18 protein-coding genes and 1 tRNA gene are annotated in these 22,227 nt (G+C 70.1%); 7 read left to right on the top strand and 12 right to left on the bottom strand.

The window, feature by feature from the left end:
* Positions 1–28: 28 nt before the first annotated feature.
* A complete protein-coding gene (gene yjgA / locus FD678_RS01820) occupies positions 29–583 on the bottom strand; it encodes a ribosome biogenesis factor YjgA (RefSeq protein ID WP_140718893.1) in 555 nt (184 codons plus the stop codon).
* A 120-nt stretch (positions 584–703) separates the two neighbouring features.
* On the opposite strand from yjgA, the gene pmbA reads away from it, so the two are divergent.
* Positions 704–2,047, top strand: a complete 1,344-nt coding sequence (gene pmbA / locus FD678_RS01815) for a metalloprotease PmbA (RefSeq protein ID WP_218569506.1) — start codon at positions 704–706, stop codon at positions 2,045–2,047.
* 104 nt (positions 2,048–2,151) lie between these two features.
* A complete protein-coding gene (locus FD678_RS01810; protein WP_140718891.1) occupies positions 2,152–2,565 on the top strand; it encodes a DUF4870 domain-containing protein in 414 nt (137 codons plus the stop codon).
* 142 nt (positions 2,566–2,707) lie between these two features.
* Here the strand turns inward: FD678_RS01810 and FD678_RS01805 are convergent, their stop codons facing one another.
* The 4 genes from FD678_RS01805 to FD678_RS01790 form a co-directional block, all read right to left on the bottom strand.
* Entirely contained in the window at positions 2,708–3,583 is an 876-nt protein-coding gene (locus tag FD678_RS01805; RefSeq protein WP_140718890.1) for a polyprenyl synthetase family protein, read from the bottom strand.
* A 2-nt stretch (positions 3,584–3,585) separates the two neighbouring features.
* Positions 3,586–3,846 carry an exodeoxyribonuclease VII small subunit gene (locus FD678_RS01800; RefSeq protein WP_140718889.1) on the bottom strand — a complete coding sequence of 87 codons (261 nt, stop codon included), beginning with the start codon at positions 3,844–3,846 and terminating at the stop codon, positions 3,586–3,588.
* 200 nt (positions 3,847–4,046) lie between these two features.
* A complete protein-coding gene (tilS, locus tag FD678_RS01795) occupies positions 4,047–5,348 on the bottom strand; it encodes a tRNA lysidine(34) synthetase TilS (RefSeq protein ID WP_218569432.1) in 1,302 nt (433 codons plus the stop codon).
* A gap of 83 nt (positions 5,349–5,431) precedes the next feature.
* Positions 5,432–7,138 (bottom strand): alkaline phosphatase, encoded by a 1,707-nt coding sequence (locus FD678_RS01790; RefSeq protein WP_140718888.1) that lies wholly within the window; start codon positions 7,136–7,138, stop codon positions 5,432–5,434.
* Positions 7,139–7,293: 155 nt separating this feature from the next.
* On the opposite strand from FD678_RS01790, the gene FD678_RS01785 reads away from it, so the two are divergent.
* The gene (locus FD678_RS01785) at positions 7,294–8,610 is read left to right on the top strand and encodes a dicarboxylate/amino acid:cation symporter (protein WP_140718887.1); all 1,317 of its coding nucleotides are present in this window, start codon (positions 7,294–7,296) and stop codon (positions 8,608–8,610) included.
* Between the two features lie 72 nt (positions 8,611–8,682).
* Here the strand turns inward: FD678_RS01785 and FD678_RS01780 are convergent, their stop codons facing one another.
* The 3 genes from FD678_RS01780 to FD678_RS01770 all read right to left on the bottom strand — a co-directional run bounded on the left by FD678_RS01780 (position 8,683) and on the right by FD678_RS01770 (position 13,503).
* Complete coding sequence (locus FD678_RS01780) at positions 8,683–11,844, bottom strand: TonB-dependent receptor (protein ID WP_218569431.1); 3,162 nt, start codon at positions 11,842–11,844, stop codon at positions 8,683–8,685.
* 266 nt (positions 11,845–12,110) lie between these two features.
* Positions 12,111–12,788, bottom strand: coding sequence for a C40 family peptidase (locus tag FD678_RS20520; protein WP_256661829.1), 678 nt, complete (start codon positions 12,786–12,788; stop codon positions 12,111–12,113).
* Positions 12,789–12,987: 199 nt separating this feature from the next.
* On the bottom strand, positions 12,988–13,503 hold the full coding sequence (locus tag FD678_RS01770; protein ID WP_218569503.1) for a C40 family peptidase: 516 nt from the start codon (positions 13,501–13,503) through the stop codon (positions 12,988–12,990).
* A gap of 133 nt (positions 13,504–13,636) precedes the next feature.
* Between FD678_RS01770 and FD678_RS01765 the strand changes: the two genes are divergently transcribed.
* The 4 genes from FD678_RS01765 to FD678_RS01750 all read left to right on the top strand — a co-directional run bounded on the left by FD678_RS01765 (position 13,637) and on the right by FD678_RS01750 (position 17,419).
* Positions 13,637–14,116: an FKBP-type peptidyl-prolyl cis-trans isomerase gene (locus FD678_RS01765; protein ID WP_140718883.1), complete on the top strand. Its 480-nt coding sequence runs from the start codon at positions 13,637–13,639 to the stop codon at positions 14,114–14,116.
* Positions 14,117–14,315: 199 nt separating this feature from the next.
* Positions 14,316–15,539, top strand: a complete 1,224-nt coding sequence (locus FD678_RS01760; protein ID WP_140718882.1) for a DUF418 domain-containing protein — start codon at positions 14,316–14,318, stop codon at positions 15,537–15,539.
* 117 nt (positions 15,540–15,656) lie between these two features.
* Positions 15,657–17,015, top strand: coding sequence for a glutathione-disulfide reductase (gorA, locus tag FD678_RS01755; RefSeq protein WP_140718881.1), 1,359 nt, complete (start codon positions 15,657–15,659; stop codon positions 17,013–17,015).
* Positions 17,012–17,419 carry an MGMT family protein gene (locus tag FD678_RS01750; protein ID WP_140718880.1) on the top strand — a complete coding sequence of 136 codons (408 nt, stop codon included), beginning with the start codon at positions 17,012–17,014 and terminating at the stop codon, positions 17,417–17,419. Before gorA ends, FD678_RS01750 begins: the two co-directional genes overlap by 4 nt.
* Before the next feature lie 158 nt (positions 17,420–17,577).
* Here FD678_RS01750 and selD read toward each other — a convergent pair whose 3' ends face one another.
* The 4 genes from selD to selA all read right to left on the bottom strand — a co-directional run bounded on the left by selD (position 17,578) and on the right by selA (position 22,226).
* Positions 17,578–18,672 carry a selenide, water dikinase SelD gene (gene selD / locus FD678_RS01745; RefSeq protein ID WP_140718879.1) on the bottom strand — a complete coding sequence of 365 codons (1,095 nt, stop codon included), beginning with the start codon at positions 18,670–18,672 and terminating at the stop codon, positions 17,578–17,580.
* A 56-nt stretch (positions 18,673–18,728) separates the two neighbouring features.
* Positions 18,729–18,824: transfer RNA gene (locus tag FD678_RS01740), tRNA-Sec, on the bottom strand.
* Positions 18,825–18,870: 46 nt separating this feature from the next.
* Positions 18,871–20,805: a selenocysteine-specific translation elongation factor gene (gene selB, locus FD678_RS01735; RefSeq protein ID WP_140718878.1), complete on the bottom strand. Its 1,935-nt coding sequence runs from the start codon at positions 20,803–20,805 to the stop codon at positions 18,871–18,873.
* Entirely contained in the window at positions 20,802–22,226 is a 1,425-nt protein-coding gene (gene selA / locus FD678_RS01730) for an L-seryl-tRNA(Sec) selenium transferase (protein WP_218569430.1), read from the bottom strand. Before selA ends, selB begins: the two co-directional genes overlap by 4 nt.
* Position 22,227 lies beyond the last annotated feature (1 nt).

The raw sequence follows: 22,227 nt of genomic DNA, 5'->3' as shown, positions 1-22,227 counted from the left end.
AAAGCAGGCGCCGGCCGGGCCTTTGCGCTTACTCGGCTTCCGGCTCCCGGCTCCCGGGGCCCGCCGCCACCAGCATCAGCTCGCGAAGGACCTGGTAGATCTCGCGGAACGCGCGCGGCGGCTTGTTGCGGGCGCGTTCTTCGGCGGCATTGCGCACCAACTGGCGCAGGTGCTGGCGGTCGGCCGCTGGGTATTCGTCGAGCAGCGCGGCCAGGGCGGCGTCGCCTTCCTCGATGAGCCGTTCGCGCCAGGCCTCGATGCGATGCATCACCGCCACTTCGCGGCGCGAGGTCTCGCTGTTGGCATCGAGCGCGTCGCGGATGGCTTCCAGCACCTCGTCGTCCTCGCGGCGCATCTGCTTGGCCAGGTAGGCCAGCTGGCGCTTGTGCGCGATGTGCGAGGTGATCCGCTTGGCTTCGGCGATGTGCGGAAGCAAGTCCTCCGGGATCGGCAGGCGCGCCAGCTGGGCCGGCGTCAGCGCCACCAGCTTTTCGCCGAGCGCGAGCACCTCCAGCGCTTCGCGGCGCTTCTGCCCGCGGCTGGCGTCAAGGAATTCGCCGGTTTCTTCGTCGCGTCCGCGCATCGGTCTGCCACTCACTAGACTTCAAGAAATTAGACAGTCCGGCCGGATGGCCGGGTTTTTTTCGCGAAGGATTCGCCCAGCAAGGATAAAGCATTGAACGCGATCACCCCTGAAACCCGCATCGACGACGACAGCACGGCGCGCCTGGACGCGCTGGCCGACATCTCGCAGCGCCTGCTCGCCCGCGCCCGCGAACTCGGCGCCAGCCAGGCCGAGGTGACCTGCAGCGAGGAACGCGGCCTGGACGTGAACGTGCGGATGGGCGAGGTCGAGACGGTCGAGTCCACCCGCGACCGCGGCGTCGCCATCACCGTGTATTTCGGCCAGCGCAAGGGCAGCGCCAGCACCGCCGACCTGCAGGACGCCAGCCTGGAGGCCACGGTCGCCCAGGCCTGCGCGATCGCCCGCTATACCGAGGACGATCCGGCCGCCGGGCTGGCCGAGGCGGAGTCCATGGCCACCGAATTCCCGGACTTCGACGGCTGGCACCCGTGGGCGATCGACGCCCAGCAGGCGGTGGACATCGCCCTGGCCTGCGAGGCCGCCGGGCGCGATGCCGACGCCCGGATCAGCAATTCGGACGGGGCGTCGTTCGGCAGCAGCCGGAGCCTGTCGGTGTATGCCAACTCGCACGGCTTCATCGGCCGCGAACGCGATACCCATCACTCGATCGGCTGCGCGCTGATCGCCGGCGAAGGCGATGGCATGCAGCGCGACGGTTGGTATACCAGCGCGCTGGCCCGCGAGGACCTGTGGAGCCCGACCGAGGTCGGCCGGCGCGCGGCCGAGCGCACCGTGGCCCGCCTGCAGCCGCGTTCCGTGCCGACCGGCGAGTATCCGGTGCTGTTCGCGCCGGAGGTGGCCCGGTCGCTGGTCGGGCACCTGCTCGGGGCGATTTCCGGCGGCGCGCTGTACCGCAAGGCCAGCTTCCTGGTGGGCAGCGCCGGGACCCGGCTGTTCCCGGAGTGGCTGGCGATCGAGGAGCGCCCGCACCTGCGCCGCGGCCTGCGCTCGACCGCGTTCGACAGCGAAGGCGTGGCGACCCAGGCCACCTCGCCGCTGGTGACCGACGGCGTATTGCAGCGCTATGTGCTGGGCAGCTACTCGGCCCGCAAGCTGGGCCTGCGCAGCACCGCCAACGCCGGCGGCGTGCACAATCTGCTGGTTTCGGCGAATGCCGGCGACCTGGCCTCGATCATCGCCGATCTGCCGCGCGGCCTGCTGGTCACCGAGCTGATGGGGCAGGGCGTCAACAGCGTGACCGGCGACTATTCGCGCGGTGCCGGCGGCTTCTGGATCGAGAACGGCGCGATCGCCTACCCGGTGGACGGCATCACCATCGCCGGCAACCTGCGCGGCATGTTCCATGGCATCGAGGCGGTGGGCAGCGACATCGACGTGCGCTCGCACATCCATGTCGGTTCGGTGCTGGTCGGCAGGATGACCGTAGCCGGCGACCGGTGAGGTCCGCCGCTCGTCCGCATCTTCTTGACGGGGCTCGGGCGACTGCCGACAGTGGCGTTCCGGCAACCGCCGATCAACCCCATCGAGACTAGGGAAGGAAGCAGATGAGCGAGTTCGAGAACCTCACCACCCCGCCGCCGCCGGTATCCGGCGTGCCCTCGGCGGAAGAAAAGCAATGGGCGCTGTTCGCGCACATCTCCGCGTTGACCGGCCTGTTCACCGGCGGCATCGGCTCGATCGTCGGCCCGCTGGTGATCTGGCTGATCAAGAAGGACACCATGCCGTTCGTGGACGACCAGGGCAAGGAAGCGCTGAACTTCAACATCACCGTGCTGATCGCGGTGGTCGCGCTGACCATCGTCGGTACCGTGCTGATGGTGATCCTGATCGGTTTCCTGTTCTACCTCTTGGCGGGCGTGGTCGGCATCGCCTGGCTGGTGCTGACGATCGTGGCCACGATCAAGACCAGCAACGGCGAGAGCTACCGCTATCCGCTGACGCTGCGCCTGGTCAAGTAACCGATCCGCGCATCGGCAGGCAGGAACCCGGCTGCGGCCGGGTTCCTGCGTTCTGGGCGACGGCATGCCTTCCGCGAAAGGACGCCGGCAAAGGCATTCGAATCCGGCAGCGACAGCCCGGCGTCGCCGGCGAACGCCCGACCTAGTGATTGCGCTCGACCGCCATGCGCGCCAGCGCCAGCAGCGGGCCGGCGGAGTCCCCGTAGGCTGCGAGCTGCGCATGCATCTGCCCGGCCAGCATCGACAGGCGCTGCTTGGCGCCGTCCATGCCGAGCAGGGCCGGGAACGTGGACTTGTTCTGCGCGACATCCTTGCCGGCGGTCTTGCCGAGCTGCTCGGAGCTGGATTCGACGTCGAGGATGTCGTCGCGGACCTGGAAGGCCAGGCCGAGGTCGCTGGCGAACGCGTCCAGCCTCCCTAGATCGGTTGCGCTGGCGCCGGCGCCCAGGGCGCCCATCCGCACCGCGGCACGGATCAGCGCGCCGGTCTTCAACGCGTGCATGCGCTCGAGCTGCGGCAGCGACTGCTGCTGCCCGGTGGCGTCGATGTCGAGCGCCTGTCCTCCGCACATGCCGGCCGCGCCGGATGCGTTCGCGAGGGTCTGCAGCCAGTCCACCCTGAGCCCCGCATCCACGGGCGCACGGGCCAGCACGTCGAAGGCGAGGGTCTGCAGGGCGTCGCCGGCGAGGATCGCGGTGGCCTCGTCGAAGGCCACGTGCACGGTGGGCCGGCCGCGGCGCAGGTCGTCGTCGTCCATGGCCGGCAGGTCGTCGTGGACCAGCGAATAGGCATGCACCAGTTCGACGGCGCAGGCGGCGGCGTCGAGCCTGGACGATTCGGCCTGCAGCAGCGTGCCGGTCGCGTACACCAGCAACGGACGCATGCGCTTGCCGCCACCGAGCACGGCATGCCGCATCGCCTCGTGCAGGTGGTGCGGGGCGAGCGACGGATCGGGCAGGCAGGCTTCCAGGCAGGCCTCGATATGCGCCTGCCAGCGTGCGAACAGCTCGGCGGCCACGTCTAGGTGCCGTCGCCGGGCGGATCGAACGGTTCCGCGGCCTCGGGCCGGGCCGGATCGCTGAGCAGGCGCACGCGCAGTTCCGCCTGCTCCAGCGCCTGCTGGCACTGCCGGTACAGGCCGATGCCGCGTTCGTAGGCGCTCAGCGATTCTTCCAGGCTCAGGTCGCCGGCTTCCATCTTCTCGACCAGTTGCTCCAGTTCCTCGAGCGACTGCTCGAAGCGGGCCACCGGCGAGGTCTCGTTGGGGGACTTCTTGGGCATCCCGAAAGTGTGCGGGCCACGGCCGGGCGGGTCAATTCGGGAAGATAGGAGCGGGCGCGCGGGATCCCGTGGGAGCGACTTCAGTCGCGATGGGGTTTTCTCATTTGAACCCTGCACAGGGATGTGCAGGCTGTTGCAGAGGGATCTGCATGTAAGCGCCATCGCGGCTGAAGCCGCTCCCACAAGGTGCGCTGCATGGATCATTCCGGGGGTTGCCACGCCAGCCACGCCGCCCGAGCATCCAGCCAGGCGCGCAGCTGCGCCGAGACGATGCCGTCGCCGGCGGCCAGCAAGGTATCGCCATCGAACAGCAAGGGCATCGCCAGGCGCTGCCATGGTGGCAGGTCCGCCTCCTGCAGCAGGTGCTTCAGCGCATGCGAATGCGCGCGGCCCGGCAGCAGGATGCGCTCGCCGCCGCGCCGGGCGCGTACCTGCAGAGGACGCTCGAAGCGCAACGGCGCGGGGCCGAGCAGCGCAAGCGTCCCGCCGTCGGGCAGGGACAGCGGCAAGGCGCCGTCCCAGGCGGCTTGCCAATCCGGCGGCCATGCGCGTGCGGGGTGGAGCAGGTACAGGCGCTGGCGCCAGCGCCGGATCTCGACGTCGCGCCAGACGAAGCGCATCTGGCGATCGGGGCCGGCATGGGCGAGTTCGGCTTCCAGCGCCGCCACGCCCTGGGCCGGCAGTGCGGGGGCGTGCCGACCGGCCACCCAGCGCCGCAGCAGGCGGGAGCGCAGCGGGGAGGGCTGCGCGCGCAAGCCCTCGAGGTCGAGCGCGCCCTGCGCGTCGAGCAGGCCCGCCAGCGCCGCGGCCTCGCCAGCGGCGAGCAGGCCGGCGGCCTCGCCGCTCAGCGTGGCGCTGCGCGCCAACGCCGCCGACGCGTGCGGCCAGCGCTCGCGCAGCAGCGGCAGGACGCGATGGCGCAGGAAATTGCGGTCGTGTTCCAGGCGCTCGTTGCCGGGATCGTCGATCCAGGCCAGCCGGCGTTCGTGCGCATAGGCGAGCAGGTCTTGGCGCGGCACCTCGAGCAGCGGCCGCCACAGCGTGCCGGCGGCGAACGGACGTTGCGCGGCCATCGCCGCCAGCCCGTCCGGCCCGGAGGCGCGCAGCGCGCGCAACAGGAAGGTCTCGGCCTGGTCGTCGAGGTGATGGGCCAAGGCAAGCCACTGGCCAGGCGCCAGGTGCTCGGCGAAGGCGGCATGGCGGGCATGCCGGGCCGCGGCTTCCAGCCCTTCGCCGGCGTCGCGCGGCACCTGCACGCGCGCGATCCGCAGTGGCACCCCGAGCGCGTCGCAGGCCGACTGGCAGTGCCGGCTCCAGGCATCGGCTTCCGGGTGCAGACCGTGATGGACGTGCAGGGCCGCCAGGCCGCGCGTGCGCTGGACGGGCGAGGAGGCCAGCCAGTGCAGCAGCACGGTGGAATCCAGCCCGCCGCTGTAGCCGACCAGCAGCGGCGCGTCGATGTCGGCAGGGGCGGGGAAGGCGGCCAGGACGATGGGCGGCAAACGAAAACGGCGGCCAGTATGGCCGCCGTTCCGATCCGGTCCAAGGCCCGGCGCCGCCTAGCCGGCAGCCGGGCGCCGCAGGTTCATTGCGCGCCGGCCTGGCGCTCGAACTGCCTGGGCTGCGGCAGCTCCACCGGCACGCCGTTGCCGTCGCAGGTGCCGGCCGAGCACAGGCGCTGGCGCAGCCGGGGCGTGGCCTGCACGATCACGTGGTAGATCACGTTCTCTTCCAGCGTGCCGCGGAAGGCGCTGCTGCCCGGGCCGGTGGCCCAGATGCCGACGTCCTCGCCGCCATGGGTCTCGGCGCTGGTCGGCACCAGCGCTTCCTGCATGTAGTCGGGCGCCTCGGTGTCGACGTGGGTCAGGTCGGGGCGGCCCTGGACCGGCTCGACGCTGCTCGGCGAGTGCGGGAACTTCTTGGGGCCGGCGGGCTGGGCGTTGCTGGCGCCGGTATAGCCGGGGCCGTTGGCGTAGCTGAGCGTGGTGTAGGGCAGGCCCAGCTGGTCGCGCGCGTACTGGGTACGGTCGCCGTCCTCGCCGCCGGTGCCGCGCACCTTGCCGAGGATCGGGTTGCCGCGCACCGGGTAGCCGACGAAGTTCAGGGTGTGGGCGTGGTCGGCGGTGACGACGATCAACGTGTCCTCCGGCGCGGTCTCCACGGCGGTGCGGACCGCTTCGGACAGGGCGATGGTCTCGTCGAGCGCGCGGTAGGCGTTGCCGGCGTGGTTGGCATGGTCGATGCGCCCGCCTTCCACCATCAGCACGAAACCGTTGGGATCGTGCGCCAGCGACTGGATCGCGGTACGGGTCATTTCGGCCAGGCTCGGTTCGCCGTCGGGGCCGCGCTTGCGGTCGTGGTCGTACTGCATGTGGTCCGGCTCGAACAGGCCCAGCAGGGCCGGTGCGCCGGCCGCGGCCTGCAGCTGTTGCTCGTTCCAGACATAGGCGCCTTGCGGGTGCGCCTGCTTCCACTCGCCGACCAGGTCGCGGCCGTCCAGGCGCAGGCCGACGCGGTCGTCGTACTCGGGATCGCGCTGCTCGACCGTGGTGAACTGGCCGCGGCCGCCGCCGAGCACGACCAGCGGGCCGCGCCCGTAGCGGGAGGCCGACAGCAGCTGCTGGGCGATGTCGCGACAGCCGGCGGCGACGGCCTGCTCGGGCAGGTCGGTATCGCTTTCCCAGTTGCGCTCCGGCGAGTGCGCGTAGGTGGCCGCGGGCGTGGCATGGGTGATGCGGGTGGTGGTGACGATGCCGGTAGCCATGCCGGCGCTGTCCGCCAGCGCCAGCCAGCTCAGCAGGCCCTTGCCGAGGCTGTCCGTGCAGTCGCTGCGGTTGCCGGCGCTGACGCCGATCGCGCCCATGTGGGTCTTCACGCCGGTGGTGATCGCGGTCATCGTGCCGGCCGAGTCGGGCGTCTGCGAGTCGGTGTTGTAGGTCTTGCTCAGCGCGGTCGCCGGGAAGCGCTCCCACGACAGCAGGTTTTCCTCGCCGGGGCTGCCCTTGCGCTGGCCGTCCAGGATGCGCGCGGCGGCCACCGTGGTCAGGCTCATGCCGTCGCCGAGGAACAGGATCACGTTGCGGGCCTTGCCGGCCATGGCCCCGTTGGCGGCCGCCTTGGCCGCGCCGCTGCGGTACCACCAGGCCGGCGTCTCGCCCTGCGGGTGCGCCACGGCGGGGACGTCGACGGCCAGGCCGGCCGGCGGCGCGCTCGGGGCGGAGGCGGGCTGCGTGGCGCAGGCCGCCAGCAGCAGGGTGGAGAGCGTGGCAAGGAGCGGGGTGCGGCGGGACATGAGGCGCGGTTTCTCGCGGCAGGGTGAAGCCTTCATTATGACCGGATGACAAAGTCATGCCGATGACATGCCGCTGTTCCAGCCGTGGCGTCGCGGCGGGCGGTGGCATGAGCTAATGTGCGTTTCTTCCTCCTCCCGCTTGGCGATCTGACGACATGAAACTGGTCTCGGCCTGGTTGCGCATCCCGTTCTGGCAGCGCGTGGTGGGCGGCTTCGTGCTCGGCGCCCTGGCCGGTTGGCTGATGGGGCCGGCGGCGGAGACCTGGTTCGGGCCGCTCGGCGACCTGTACGTCACCCTGATCAAGATGATCGCGGTGCCGCTGGTGTTCTTCGCGGTGATCAACGCGATCTCGGCGCTGCACGGGCAGAAGTCGGTGGCCGCGCTGGGCGGGCGCACGTTCCTGTGGTTCATCGTGACCGCGGCGCTGGCGGTCTGCGTGGGCCTGGCGGTGGGCACGATCATGCAGCCGGGCGCCGGCCACTTCGGGCTGAGCGTGGACTCGGCCTGGAAGCCGCGCGACGTGCCCAGCCCGATCAAGGTGCTGCTGGACGTGGTGCCGGCCAACCCGTTCTACGCGCTGACCGGCATCGGCACCCGCACCAACGCCGCCGGCGAGACCGTGCTGGCGGCCGGGCGCGGTTCGATCCTGCCGGTGATCTTCTTCGCCGCGCTGCTGGGCTTCGCGATGGTCAAGCTCGGCGAGCGCGTGGCCGAGGCGCGCAAGCTGGCCGGGCAGATGAGCGAGATCATGATCCAGGTCACCCGGTTCGTGCTGGAGGTGACCCCGCTCGGCACGTTCGGCCTGATCGCCGGGCTGGTCGGCGCCTACGGCTTCGAGAAACTGCTGCCGCTGGGCAACTTCGTGATGGCGCTGTACATCGCCTGCGCGATCCACATCGTGGTGGTGTACGGCTCGCTGCTGCTGGTGCATGGGCTGAACCCGTGGAAGTTCTTCCGCGGCGCCGCGCCGGGCATGCAGGTGGCCTTCGTCAGTTCGTCGAGCTTCGCGGCGATGCCGGTGGCGATGCGCTCGATCACCCACAACCTGGGCGTCAACAAGGACTACGCCGCGTTCGCGGTGCCGCTCGGCGCCAGCATCAAGATGGACGGCTGCGGCGCGATCTACCCGGCGCTGTGCGCGGTGTTCATCGCGCAGTACACCGGCGTGCCGCTGACCGCCGACCAGTACTTCGTGGTGCTGATCGCCTCGGTGCTCGGCAGCTTCGGCACCGCCGGCGTGCCGGGCACGGCGGTGGTGATGGCGACCGTGGTGCTGAGCGCGGCGAACCTGCCGCTGGAAGTGATCGGCTACCTGTACGCGATCGACCGCATCCTCGACATGATGCGCACGATGACCAACGTCACCGGCCAGATGCTGGTGCCGGTACTGGTGGCCAAGGAGACCGGCCTGCTCGACCGCCAAGCCTACGACGTGGCATCGACCAACGTCGGGGTCGAGGACGCGACCTGATTCCCGGCCGGAAACGGCGGGCTGGAAAGAAAACCCGCGCGGTCGCCCGCGCGGGTTTTCCATTGCCAGACATCACCAGCTGGCGCGCAGCACGGCCGAGTAGCGTCGGTCGTTCTCGAACCAGGCGCGCGTGTACAAGGTCTCGTCCACGTAGCCGTCGCGGTTGTACTTGCGGGGCCCCATCAGCAGCTTGGTGATGCTGTTGGTCAGGTTGTTGGCCTGCACGCCGATCTGGACGTGGTCGTTGATGCGGTAGAAGAACGAGCCGTCCAACTGGCCGTAGTCGTCGTTCCAGACCGGCAGGCGGATGATCGCGTCGCTGCTGGTCAGCAGGTAGCGCGAGCGCCAGTTGTAGGCCAGGCGCAGCGACACCGGGCCCTTCTCGTAGATGCCGACCAGGTTGTAGGAACGCTTGGAAAGCCCTTCCAGGGGCAAGTCCACCGGCGCGGTGCGCAGGTCGGTCTCGTACGGGTTCACGACCGCGTTGGTGCCGCCCTTGCTGTCCACGTAGGTGAAGTTGGCCTGCACGCCGAAACCGGGCAGGAAATCGTAGAACTGCGAGTAGCCGATCTCGAAGCCGCGGATCTTGCCCTTGTCCAGGTTGCGGGTGCGGGTGATCTGGTACTCGTTGCCGAACAGGACCTCGGTCCCGGTGCCGCTCGCGAAGTAACCCTTCACGTCCTTGTAGAAGAAGGTGGCGTACACGCTGTTGGCCGGGCCGAAATACCACTCCAGCGCGGTGTCGAACTGGTTGGCGCGCATCGGCTTGAGTTCCGGGTTGCCGCCGCTGCCGCTGTAGCTCAGGTCGGCTTCGCCGCACAGTTCGGTGCGCAGCCCGTCGCTGAGCGCGCGCTGGCACGCCGAGGCGCTGGCCTGCAGGGGCAGCCACGGCTGCATCAGGCGGAACTCCGGCCGGGCGATGGCCTTGGACGCGGCGAAGCGCCATTGCAGGCCATGGTCGAAGCGCGCGCGCAGGTTCAGGCTGGGCAGCACGTCGGTGTAGGAACTGCGGGCGTCGGTACTGAAGATCTGGCCGGCGAACTTCTGCAGCACCTCCGGCGTCACCACGTCGGCCCAGCTCTGCATGTCCGGCATTTGCCCGCCGCCGGTGGTGCTGACGCTGGTCTTGACCACGCGCACGCCGATGTTGCCGTCCACCGGCACGTCCAGCGCATCGTTGCCGAAGTAAAGCGCCAGGTAGCCGGCCTGGGTGCGTTCGTCCTGCTTGTTGACGTTGCCCGGCCCGTAGTCGAGCGGCCGCCATTTCGCGTTCGGGATCTGCGCCAGCGTCGCGGCGACCCGGTCGATGTCGACCATGCCGTTGGCGGCCGACCAGAACCGGGTCGGCACGTTGGCCTTGCCGCCGAAGAAGTCGCCCATCGAGTACAGCACCGAGTCGCTCGGGTAGAACAGGTCCAGCCAGGCCACGTCGGGGCGGGCGGGGTCGGGGCTTTCGGTCTTGTTCCAGTCGTCGCTGATCACGCCCCAGTTCCAGCCGGTGGCGTAGCTGGTGTAGCTGCGGTCGGCCACGCGCGCGCCGAAGCGGACGAAGCGCAGCCAGTCGCTGTCGCGGAAGTTGTACTCGAAATCGACGCGGCCGGCACGTTCGTCGCCCTCGTTGTCGGCGATGTGGTCCATCGCCGAACGCCAGAAGTAGCGGTTCTTGTCGAGCGCGGTGCTCGGGTCGCCGAGCGTCACCGAGGGGTATTTCCCGCTCAGGTCCAGGGTCAACTCCTCCAGCAGGGTGGTGGTGTGCAACGAGAAGTCGACCTGGTCGCTCTCGGCCTTGACGTACTGGAAATCGCCGCGGACCACGAAGTCGTCGGTGATGAAGTGCTGGAAGCCGGCCGACCAGTCGGTGGTCTTCGAGGTCTGCTGGTTCAGGCGATGGCCGCTGATGAACTGGATGCCGGGCCCCTGGTACAGGCCCGGCTCGGCATCGCCGGGCTGGCCGCGCCAGCCGCCCTGGCGCAGGGTGCCGCTGACGAAGCGGCCGTTGGCGTCGTAGACGAACTGCGTGCCCGGCATCGGGATCACGTTGTTGGTGCGGTCGGCCAGGCCGTCGGTGTACCACGGGTTGTAGTGGTCCGGGTCGCCGTTCCAGTTCAGTTCGTTCTTCTGCGAGGCGCCGCCGAATTCCATGAAGTGCTCGCGCCAGGTCAGGTCGTACTTGGAGGTGATGAACTGCGTGTAGACCTCGGTGTCCTGGTTCGGCCTCCACTGGAAGGCGAAGGCGCCGCCCTGGCGCTTGCGCTCGAAATCGGTGCGGCGCCAGTTGACGCCGCCGGGGACGAAGACCTGGTCGAAGTCGGTGCCGGCCAGCAGCGATTCGCGTTGGGACTCGGCCGATTGCCAACTGCCCTGTTCCCAGTCGTAGACGTAGTCGCTGTCGCCTCCCTCGGGTTGTTCGGCCGGCTTGCGGCCGCGCCTATCGAAGGGCATGACCTGGATGCCGTCGGACTGCGTGGCCATCTCCGAATACGAGGCGTTGGCGAGGAAGCCGATTTCGCCGATGCCGGTCTGCCAGCGGTCGCTGAACAGGAACGAGGCCGAGGGCTTGCCCTTGCGCGCCTTGTCGCCGCGGTTGTAGTCCACGCTGCCGGCGATCTTGCGCCCGGCTTCGTCGAACGGCTTGCGCGTGCGCAGGTTGATCGTGCCGCCCAGGCCGCCTTCGATGATCTCGGCAGAGGGATTCTTGTACACGTCCACGCCGGCCATCAGTTCGGCGGGCACTTCCTCGAAGCTGATGCCGCGACCGCCGTTGGCGCTGAACACGTCGCGGCCGTTGAGTTCGCCGCGCACGAAGGTCAGGCCGCGGATCATCACGCCGCTGCCCTCGGCCGAGAAGTGGTCGGTGTCGTCGCGCGCGGCGAAACCGGTCACGGTGACGCCGCTGATGCGCTTGAGCGACTCGGTGACGCTGCGGTCGGGCAGGGCGCCGATGTCCTCGGAAGTGACCGAGTCGATGATCTGCTCGGCGTCCTGCTTGATGTCCTGGGCACGGATCATGGCGCCGCGTACCCCTTTCACCACCACGGCGTCGAGTTCCTTCACTGCGGCCGGGGCGGCATTCCCGGATTCTGCGGCCTGTTGGGCATGCAGCGTGCCGCTGGCCAGCGCGCACGCCACGCCGAGGGCGAGCGTGCGATGGCCGGGGATGGAGCGGTTGGAAAAAAGAGCGGCGCGCGCGAGGACGCCACGGCCAGCGGTACGGACCGGTCGATTCAACTTCACGATTCCCCCTCCCAGAGATATCGATTCCATGTTGTCGGCAAGCGCTTCCCGGTCTCCCGGACCGAGGGCATGCCGAATTCAGGTTAGCGCTAACAACAGAAGCATTGCAAAGCCATGACAAGCCACTGATTCATAAGGGCAATATCGTGCTGCGTTGCGGAAACCAGGGCGCCGCGAGGGATGCGCGGTAGCCAGAGCGGACCCGGCAAAACGAGAAAGGCCGCGACGAGCGCGGCCTATCCGAGAACGCCAGCGGATCGGAAGGATCACATCGCGATGCGGCGCGCCTGCATGAACTTCTGGCTCCAGTAACCGCTGGCGAGCGAGTCGATCTGCACGTCCTTGCCGCGGCTGGGCGCGTGCAGGAAACGGCCTTCGCCGACGTAGATGCCGACGTGGTCGATGCGGCCGCGCTTGCCGAAGAACACCAGGTCGCCGGCATTGAGCGCGTTGCGGTCCTTGATGATCTCACCGCTGCCGTCGTGGGCCATCTCGCGCGAGACGCGCGGCAGTTCGATGCCGAGGGCGGTCTTGAACACGTAGCCGACCAGGCCGCTGCAGTCGAAGCCGTCCGGCGAGGTGCCGCCCCAGCGGTACGGGGTGCCCAGCAGGGTCATGGCGCGCTTGAGGATGACCTGGACCTTGCTGTCGTTGACCGCGGCTTCGGCGGCGGCGACGGCGCTCTGCGAGACGTCGTAGTTGGCGAGCAGGCGGCTGAGGTCGCCGGCGAACATCGCCGAGCGGTCCATCAGCGGAATGGTGTCGTTGCCGGCCAGATGCGGCAGCAGCGCGGCGAGGGTGGCAGTGGCGGCGGCATCGGCGCGGCTGCGGGCCGGTGCGGGGGTCTTGGCGGCGGAAGAGGGGGGAGCCGGTTCGGCGGCGGGGCCGGGGACATCGGCGATCTGCGGCGGGGTGGATTGCGCCAGGGCCGGAAGGGAGGCCATGCAAAGCGCGGCACTGCAAAGCAAGCGGAGCGGATGGGACAGGCGGCGAGGGGCGGCGAAGCCGGGTTTGAGCTGGTCGTCGGTCGTCACGCGTGGGTCACATTGCGGCAGGCGATGCGCGATGATGCCCCGGTGAAGGTGGCGTGATGTTCAAAAAAAGTTAAATTTCCGTTGGGTTACATGTGACGCAGTTCGCTTTTCAGGGCAAAACCCGTTTTGCGCCCGTGTAGTGATCCCGCCAGTAATACCCGTCGAGGTAATCCAGCCGGACCGTGCCGCCGGTGCTCGGCGCATGCACGAACCGGCCCTCGCCGACGTAGATCCCGACGTGGGACACGTTGCCGCGCGTGCCGAAGAACACCAGGTCGCCGGCCGCCAGCCGGTCCTGCGCGATCTTCGGCCCCAGGACGGCGGCCAGTTCGCCGGAACTGCGCGGCAACCGCAGGTCCAGCACGTCGCGATATACGTAGGTGACCAGCCCGCTGCAGTCGAAGCCGGTTTCCGGCGTGTTGCCACCGTAGCGGTAAGGCGTGCCCACCAGGCCCAGGGCCCGCATCAGCACGTTGTTGGCGGCGGCCGGATTGGCGGGGGCCACTTGCGGCCAGCTGCGATGCGAGGGCGGTGGGCCGGCCTGCTTGACCGGGGCGCTGCCGCAACCGGCCAGCAGCAGGAGCGAGAGGCTGGCCAGCCATGGCAGGAGCCGTGGCGGACGCATCGGGACGGCTGGCTTGTTGTGCATCGAGCCGGGATAATGCGCGGTTTGAGATGCCGCCATGATGGCGGCGCCCCTGGCGGCCGACAAGCCGTCCCCCTCGTCTGCCACCGGGCAGCCCATTCCAGAGTCAGGCATGAAGATCGAAAAAGACCGCGTCGTCCGCTTCCATTACACCGTTTCCGAGGTCGGCCAGGAGCCGATCGAGAGCTCCAAGGACCGCGAGCCGCTGGCGATCCTGATCGGCCACGGCAACATCATCCCGGGCCTGGAGAACGCGATGATGGACAAGGAAGCCGGCGAGAGCTTCGGCGTCGACGTGCCGGCGGCCGATGCCTACGGCGAGCGCCGCGATGGCCTGACCCAGCGCATCCCCAAGAAGCATTTCGGCAACACCAAGCTGGCGCCGGGCCAGCAGGTAGTGCTGCAGACCAACTTCGGTCCGCGCGCGGTCACCGTGCAGAAGGTCGGCCTGAGCGTGGTCGACGTCGACCTGAACCACCCGATGGCGGGCAAGGACCTGCATTTCGACGTGGAGATCGTCGAGGTGCGCGAGGCCAGTGCCGAGGAAGTCGAGCACGGCCACGTGCACGGCGACGGTGGCCACCACCACTGAGTCACGTGTGAGTCCCTCTCCTGTTGGTTGAGAGAGGGGTTGGGGTGAGGGTACTGGGGCGAAGCTTCGTCCGTACCCTCATCCGGCGCTTCGCGCCCGGCCGGGCGCAGCGCGCCGGGCGTTCAGGCGTATGCGAGCCAGCGGCTCGCAAGCAATACGCCTTCATCCCGAAGGAAGAAGGGAATAACGGCCTATTCCAATGACGCCCACCTCCTTCCAGCCCGTCGCCCCCGGCGAACGCATCGCCCTGCTGGACGTGCTGCGCGGGTTCGCGCTGCTGGGCATCCTGCTGATGAACATCGAGGCGTTCGTCGGCCCGCTCAATGCGGCGCTGACCGGCGTCGATCCTGCGTTGGCCGGCGCCGATCGCTGGGCCGATGCGCTGGTCTACGTCCTGGTGCAGGGCAAGTTCTACACGCTGTTCTCGCTGCTGTTCGGCATGGGATTCGCGGTGATGGCGCAGCGCGCCGGGCAGGCCGGGCGCCCGTTCGCGGGGTTCTACGTGCGCCGCAGCCTGGGCCTGCTGGCGATCGGCCTGCTGCACGCGCTGCTGGTCTGGTCCGGCGACGTGCTGGTGAGCTATGCGCTGCTGGCGATGCTGTTGCTGGCGGTGCGGTCGATGCCGACGTCCTGGCTGCCGGTCGCCGCGATCGTCGTCTACCTGTGCGCCCCGGCCATGGTGATGGCCTATGGCGCGCTCGGCTCGCTGATGCAAGCGAATCCTTCCAGCGCGGCGGAATGGCAGCGCACGATGGCGCGGATCGGCCAGGACGCGGCGGCGGCGGTGGACGCGCAGCGGGCGGCGTACGGTGCGGGCCGCTATGCGCAGGCGGTGCTGCAACGCCTGCACGATCTCGGCGAAACGCTGCGCGGGTTGACGATCAACGGCCCGGCCATGTTCGGCATGTTCCTGCTGGGGGGCTGGTTCGTGCGCTCCGGCGCGATCCAGGCGCCGGAGCGGTTCGCGCGGTTGTTCGCGGCGCTGCGCTGGGGAGCGTGGCCGCTGGGGCTGGCGGCCATGCTGGCCAGTCTCGCATTGGAGCCGTACATGGACCCGGGCCGGCTCGATCTGCGCCTGTCGAGCGCGTTCGCGCTGTCCTCGGTGGCCGGTCTGCTGATGTGCCTGGGCTACCTCGCCTGGGTGGCGCGCTGGCGCGGCGCGCTGGCGTGGCTCGCTCCCGCCGGGCGCATGGCATTGAGCAACTACGTGCTGCAGTCGCTGCTGTGCACCTGGATCTTCTACGGCTACGGCCTGGGCTACTTCGAACGATTGCCGCGCGCCTGGCAGCTGCCGTTCGCGACCGGGCTGTTCCTGCTGCAGGTGGCGGCGAGCGCATGGTGGCTGCGCCGGTTCCGTTTCGGTCCGCTGGAATGGGCATGGCGCGCCTTCACCTACCTGCAGTGGCCACCGCTGCGGCGATAGGGCCGGCGCGCCGGCGGCGCCCCGGATGACGGGATGCGGAAGCCGGGAGCGCTACGATGTCCCGCAATCCGGAAACAGGAAGGAGCAGCCGATGTCGATCGGGGCGGGAGGCAAGTGATGGGGGCAGCATTCGATTACGACGTGATCGTGCTGGGCGGCGGTTCCGGCGGCCTGGCCGCGGCGTTCCGCGCCGCCCGCCATGGGGCGAGCGTGGCGATGCTCGAACCCGGGCTGCTGGGAGGCACCTGCGTCAACGTCGGCTGCGTCCCGAAAAAGGCGATGTGGCTGGCCGCCGACCTGGCGAACCGGCTCGACCAGGCGCGTGCGCTCGGCTTCCGGATCGGGCCGAGGCCGGCGCTGGCGTGGGACACCCTGGTCGAGCACCGGCAGGCCTACATCGCCAACATCCATGCCAGCTACCGCAAGCGGCTTGACGAGAACCGCATCGCGGTGGTGCCGCGGCGCGGGCGGTTGCGCGATGCGCATACGGTGGTGTGCAGCGATGGCGTGGCGATCAGCGGACGGCACATCGTCATCGCCACCGGCGCGCATGCGGCCCGCCCGTCGTTCGAGGGTGCCGGGCTGGGCAGCATTTCCGACGACTTCTTCAAGCTGAGCGCGGCACCCGGACGGGTCGCCGTGGTCGGGGGCGGCTACATCGCGGTGGAACTGGCGGGCTTGCTGCAGGCGCTGGGCAGCCAGGTGGAGATGTTCGTCCAGGGGCGCCAGCTGCTGGCGCGTTTCGATGCCGAGCTGGCGGCGCAGCTGGCCGAGAGCCTGCGCCAGCAGGGCGTGCACGTGCACTTCGAGTATCGCGTCCGCCGGATCGAACAGGCCGGCGGCGGGTTGCGCGTGCTGGGGACCGGCGATACCCGGGATGCCGCGTTCGACCAGGTCTTCCTGGCCATCGGGCGCCGCCCCAATACCCAGGACATGGGCCTGGAGGATGTGGGCGTGCGGCTCGGGGAAAAAGGCGAGGTGGTGGTCGATGCCTGGCAGACCAGTTCGGTGCCCAACATCCATGCGGTGGGCGACGTCGCCGGCAAGGTCGGCTTGACCCCGGTCGCGATCGCCGCCGCGCGCAGGCTGATGGACCGGTTGTTCGGCGGCGATGCCCAGGCCCGGCTCGACTACGAGAACGTGCCGACCGTGGTGTTCTCGCATCCGCCGCTGGGCATGGTGGGCATGGGCGAGGAGGAGGCGCGCGAGCGCTACGGCGACGCGGTGAGCGTCTTCCGCAGCCGTTTCCGGCCGATGTTGAACGCCTTGTCGGATTCGCCGCACGGCAGCCTGTTCAAGGTGGTATGCCTCGGCGAGGAGCGGCGCGTGATCGGCGTCCACCTGCTCGGCGAGGCCGCCGACGAGATCCTGCAGGGCTTCGCTGTGGCGCTGAAGATGGGCGCGACGCTGCAGGACTTCGAGGACACGGTGGCGATCCACCCGACCTCGGCCGAAGAAGTGGTGTTGATCCGATGACGCGCGCGGCCGCACGCAAGCCCGCGCCCGGCGCGCGCAAGAAGGCGGTGGCGAAGGGCGCGGCGATGACGCCGGAGCAGGCGCGGGCCCGCATACTCGCGGCGATCCGGGCGATCCCGCGCGGCCAGGTGGCCGGCTACGGCGAGGTCGCCGCCCGCGCCGGCTTGCCCGGGCGCGCACGGCTGGTGGCGCGGGTGCTGGCCGGCAACGACGATCCGGACCTGCCGTGGCATCGCGTGCTGCGCTCGGACGGCCGCATCGCGATGCCGGAAGGCTCGCGCGGCTGGAGGGAGCAGAGCCAGCGCCTGCGCAGCGAGGGCGTGGCGGTCGAGCGCGGGCGCGTGAAGCGCGAGAGGACGCGCGACGACGACCTGGATGCGGCGCTGTGGGGGCCGCCGTCATAGGGATTTCTTCGCAGGACCGCTCCGCCTGCCGCCATCCGGCAGCCTGGCCGGAGTTTCCCGTGGAAGCGACTTCAGTCGCGACAGGGCTTTACCGGTGAAGTCGCTGCCGCGACTGGAATCGCTCCCGCAACCCGCGCGCTATCGCAGCGGGAGCTCTCTCATTCGCCGCCCATCCGTACTTCGACCCCGGGAACGCCTTCGTGCAATTCGCCGACCACCGCGGCCTGCGCGAACCCGGCATCGCGGAACACGTCGAGCACTTCGTCCGCCGCTTCCGGGGCGCAGGCCAGCAACAACCCGCCACTGGTCTGCGGATCGGTGAGCAGCGACTGCCACGGCGCGGGCAGGTCGGCCGCCAACGCGACTTCGGCGCCGTACGATTGCCAATTGCGGTTCGACGCCCCCGTCACGCAGCCTTGCGCCAGCAGTGCCCGTGCCTGGCGCAGCAAGGGCAGGCGGGTCGCGTCCACGCGCGCCTTGGTCCCGCTGGCGCGGCACATTTCCAGCAGGTGGCCGAGCAGGCCGAAGCCGGTCACGTCGGTCATCGCGTGCACGCCCTCCAGGCGGGCCAGGCGGGTACCGGGCCGGTTGAGGCGGGAGGCGGTGGCCAGCATCTCGCGGTAGCCGTCGGCGTCGAGCAGGTCTTTCTTCAATGCCGCGGAGTAGACGCCCACGCCGAGCGGCTTGCCGAGTACCAGCAGGTCGCCCGCGCGCGCGCCGCCGTTGCGCTTGAGGTGCGCGGGATCGATCATGCCGATCGCCGCCAGTCCGTAGATGGGTTCGACCGAATCGATGCTGTGGCCGCCCGCGACCACGATGCCGGCGTCGGCGCATGCGGCCTCGCCGCCGCGCAGGATCTCGCGGATATGCGCGTGCGGCAGGGTGTTGATCGGCATGCCGACGATCGCCAGCGCGAACAGCGGCGTCGCGCCCATGGCGTACAGGTCGGACAGCGCGTTGGCGGCGGCGATCCGGCCGAAGTCGAACGGATCGTCCACGATCGGCATGAAGAAGTCGGTGGTCGCCACCACCGCCTGGCGGTCGTCGAGGCGATACACCGCCGCGTCGTCGGAGGTTTCGCGCCCCACCAGCAGGTCGGCCGGCGCGGGCAGCGCAGGCATGCCGCGCAGCAGCTCCGACAGCACGCCCGGTGCGATCTTGCATCCGCATCCGCCGCCATGGGCGAGCGAGGTCAGGCGCGGTTGCGCGTTCCCGGCAGGGGCTTGCGAAGCGGGCGGCGAAAGCGTGGCCATGCATTGCGTCCCTGGATCAGGAGCGGCCCCGGTGCGGGCTCGCATCCTGCGCGGAATGGCGGAAGGCAGCAGGAGTCGAACCTACCAGGAAGCGATCGACGCCCCCTACTGGGTTTGAAGCCCAGCCGCATGCCCGGATGCGCATGCCTCCCGAATCGAGCGGCGACCCGCGGCCTTCGCACTGGAGCGCCGACTGCATCATGGCGCGGCATTCCATTGCATGTCGTTGCGCAGGCGGTGGCTGTCGCCGACGCGGCGAGTGTAGCCGACGCGATCGAAGAACTCCAAAATCTGGATGCTGCGCTTGCGCCCGAGGCCGATGGCATCGCGGAAGAGCGCGGCTTCGACCGCGCCGTGGGTCCTGGCCAGTGCGCCCAGCGTGCCTGCCAGCTCGGCGATGCGCTGCGGGTGGTAGAACAGGTCGGACACCACCTGGAACACCTCGCCGCGCGCGGCCGCGTGCCTCAGCGTGGCGCGTACGAGTTCCTCGTCCGCGCCGGTCTGCGCGGCGAGCGTGCGCACCCAGGGCGGATCGAAGCCGCCGGCGGACAGCAGCGGCAGCAGCTCAGGCAACAGTGCCCGTTCGCGTTCCGGCAATGGCGTGTCGTGGCCGGGCAGGTGCCACCAGGCGCCGTTGCGCTGGATCCGCCCGTTCGCCTGCAATTCGTGCAGGAGCGCCTGCCACAGGGCCGGGGCCAGCCCGGGCAGGGTGCTGCGCTGCAGACGCCCGCTGTCGACGCCCGGTTCGTCCGGCCGCCGCTGGTGCCAGGTGCGCAGGGATTCCAGCACCTGGTCGCAGAGCGCCTGCCAATGCGTCAGGAGGATCGCGTGGCCATCGTCGCGGCCTTCGACATGCCGCGCATCGGCCGGCAGGACGATGCGCTGGACCGGCAGGCGGCAATGGCGCGCGAGCGCGGCCATGGACAGGCCGAGCGGCGATTGCCGCAACAAGGCTTCGATGCCGTCGCCCGCCGCCAACCGTTCCAGCGCCGCCAGCCAGGCGAGCCGGGCCGGGCTGCGGCGTCGGCGCTGCGGCGGATCGGTGTCGAGCACCACGCCGCCGCCGAGGGTGGCCGTCGCGCCGGCGTTGCGCACGATGAAGCGGTCGCCGGTCATCGCGCACACGGGCGCGTCGAACACCAGTTGCACGAGCATGCTGCGCGTTCCGCCGGGCGATGCCTGGCCGCCGTCGAGTACCACGGCATGCGCCAGCCGATGCATCGTGCCCCAGTGCACGTGCAGCGGGGTCCAGTCGCGCAGGGGCGGCGCATCGGCGTCCAGGTGCAGGCGCACGTCCACGCGCGGGCTGGGAAGGAAGGCGCGCGGATCGGCGATCCAGTCGCCGCGCGATATCGCATCGCGCCCGATCGATGCCAGGTTGAGCGCGCAACGTTGTCCGGCCTCGGCGGCGGCGGCGGCACGGTTCTGCGCATGGATGCTGCGGATGCGCACGGCGATGCCTTGCGGCATCAGGCGCAGGTTGGCGCCGACCTCGGCGCGGCCGCCATGCACGGGGCCGGCCACCATGGTGCCGTGTCCCGGCAGCGTGAACACGCGGTCGATCGGCAGCCGGAACAGTTCCTCGTGCGCGGAGGCGCCTTGCCTGCCGGCCGCGCCGGCGGCTTGCGCATGCAGGTACGCACGCAGCGCGGCGATGCCGGCGTCGGCCGGAGCGGTGCTGTCGCAGGCGAAGCTCGGCGCATCCCGCAACGGCGTGCCGGCCAGCAGGGCAGCGACCTGCGCCTGCACTTCGGCCAACCGCGCCGCGTCCACCCGGTCGACCTTGGTCAGCGCGATCGCGCCGCGTTCCACGCCCAGCCACGCGAGGATCGCAAGGTGCTCGCGGGTCTGCGGCATCACGCCATCGTCGGCGGCGATGACCAACAGCGCGAAATCGATGCCGGTGGCGCCGGCGACCATCGTGTGCACGAAACGCTCATGGCCGGGCACGTCGACGAACCCGAGCATCTCGCCGGCGGCGGCGTCGCCCTCGAGCGGCACGTAGGCGTAGCCGAGTTCGATGGAGATGCCGCGCGCCTTCTCTTCCTTCAGGCGGTCGGTGTCGATGCCGGTGAGCGCGCGGACCAGGCGGGTCTTGCCGTGGTCGATATGGCCGGCCGTGCCGACGATCATCCGCGCAGCTCGTGGAGTTGTGCGAGGAACGCGGCTTCGTCCCCGGGTTCCAGGCAGCGCAGGTCCAGCCACAGCGCATCGTCGGCGACGCGGCCCAACACGGGGCGCGGCAATGCGCGCAGGCGCCTGGCCAGGCGGTCCAGGCCGCCGCGCTTCGCGCCGGCCGGCTGGATCCGGAAGCCGGCGCTGGGCAGGCGCGCTTCGGGCTGCGCGCCGCTGCCGACCTGGCTGTGCGGCGATGCCAGTTCGACGCGGTAGGCCGGCGCCAGCGCCTGCTGCAGCGGCGCGAGCAGGCGCTGCGCCTGCTCGCGCATCGCTTCGGGCGGGCGGGCGAGCGCGCGCAGGGTCGGCAGGCGCCGCGCCAGCAGTTCCGGCTCGCGGTACAGGGCGAGCACCGCTTCGAGCGCGGCCAGCCCCATCTTGTCCATGCGCAGCGCTCGCTTGAGCGGATTGCGGTTGATGCGCGCGACCAGGTCGGCGCGACCGGCCAGGATGCCGGCCTGAGGGCCGCCGAGCAGCTTGTCGCCGCTGAAGGCCACCAGGTCGGCGCCAGCGGCCAGGGTTTCCTGCACGGTGGGTTCGTGCGGCAGGTCCCATGCTTCCAGACCGCACAGGCTGCCGCTGCCCAGGTCGACGGCCAGCGGCAGCGCGTGCCGGCGTGCCAGTTCCGCCAACTGCGGGACCTCGACCTTGGCGGTGAAACCGGTGATGGCGTAATTGCTCGCATGCACCTGCATCAGCAACGCGGTGCGCGGGCCGATCGCGTTGGCGTAGTCGCCCGGGTGCGTACGGTTGGTGGTGCCGACTTCCACCAGCCGCGCGCCGGCGCTGCGCATCACGTCGGGGATGCGGAAGGCGCCGCCGATCTCGACCAGTTCGCCGCGCGAGACCACCACCTCGCGACGGTTGGCGAGCGTGTTGAGCATCAGCAGGACCGCCGCCGCGTTGTTGTTGACCACGCAGGCGGCTTCCGCGCCGGTGAGCTCGCGTACCAGGGCCTGGACGTGCGCATCGCGTTCGCCGCGACGGCCGCGATCGAGGTCGAACTCCAGGTCGACCGGCGACGCCATCGCCCGCACCACCGCTTGCACTGCGGTTTCCGGCAGCAGGGCGCGGCCGAGATTGGTGTGCAGCACGGTGCCGGTCAGGTTGAATACCGGTTGCAGCCGCTGGCGGTCCTCCTGGCGGATCGCGTCTTCGAGCGCCATCGCCACGGCCGCGTCCTGCAAGGCGTCGTCCAGCGCATCGCGCGAAAGTCCGCCCAGCGCGATGCGCTCGCGCAGGGCCTGCAGGCGGATCCGCAGCAGCCGGGCGATGCGCGAGCGGCCATGCCGTTCCAGCAGGGGCGCGAGTTGCGCGCTGCGCAGCAAGCGGTCGAGCGAGGGCAGGGCGTCGGCCGATGCCGGTTCGGCACGCTGCATC

Origin of the sequence: Pseudomonas sp. Hp2, from assembly GCF_006386585.1 — a bacterium.
Taxonomy (GTDB): Bacteria; Pseudomonadota; Gammaproteobacteria; order Xanthomonadales; family Xanthomonadaceae; genus Pseudomonas_S; species Pseudomonas_S boreopolis.
This window is presented reverse-complemented; position numbering and strand designations above follow the sequence as displayed.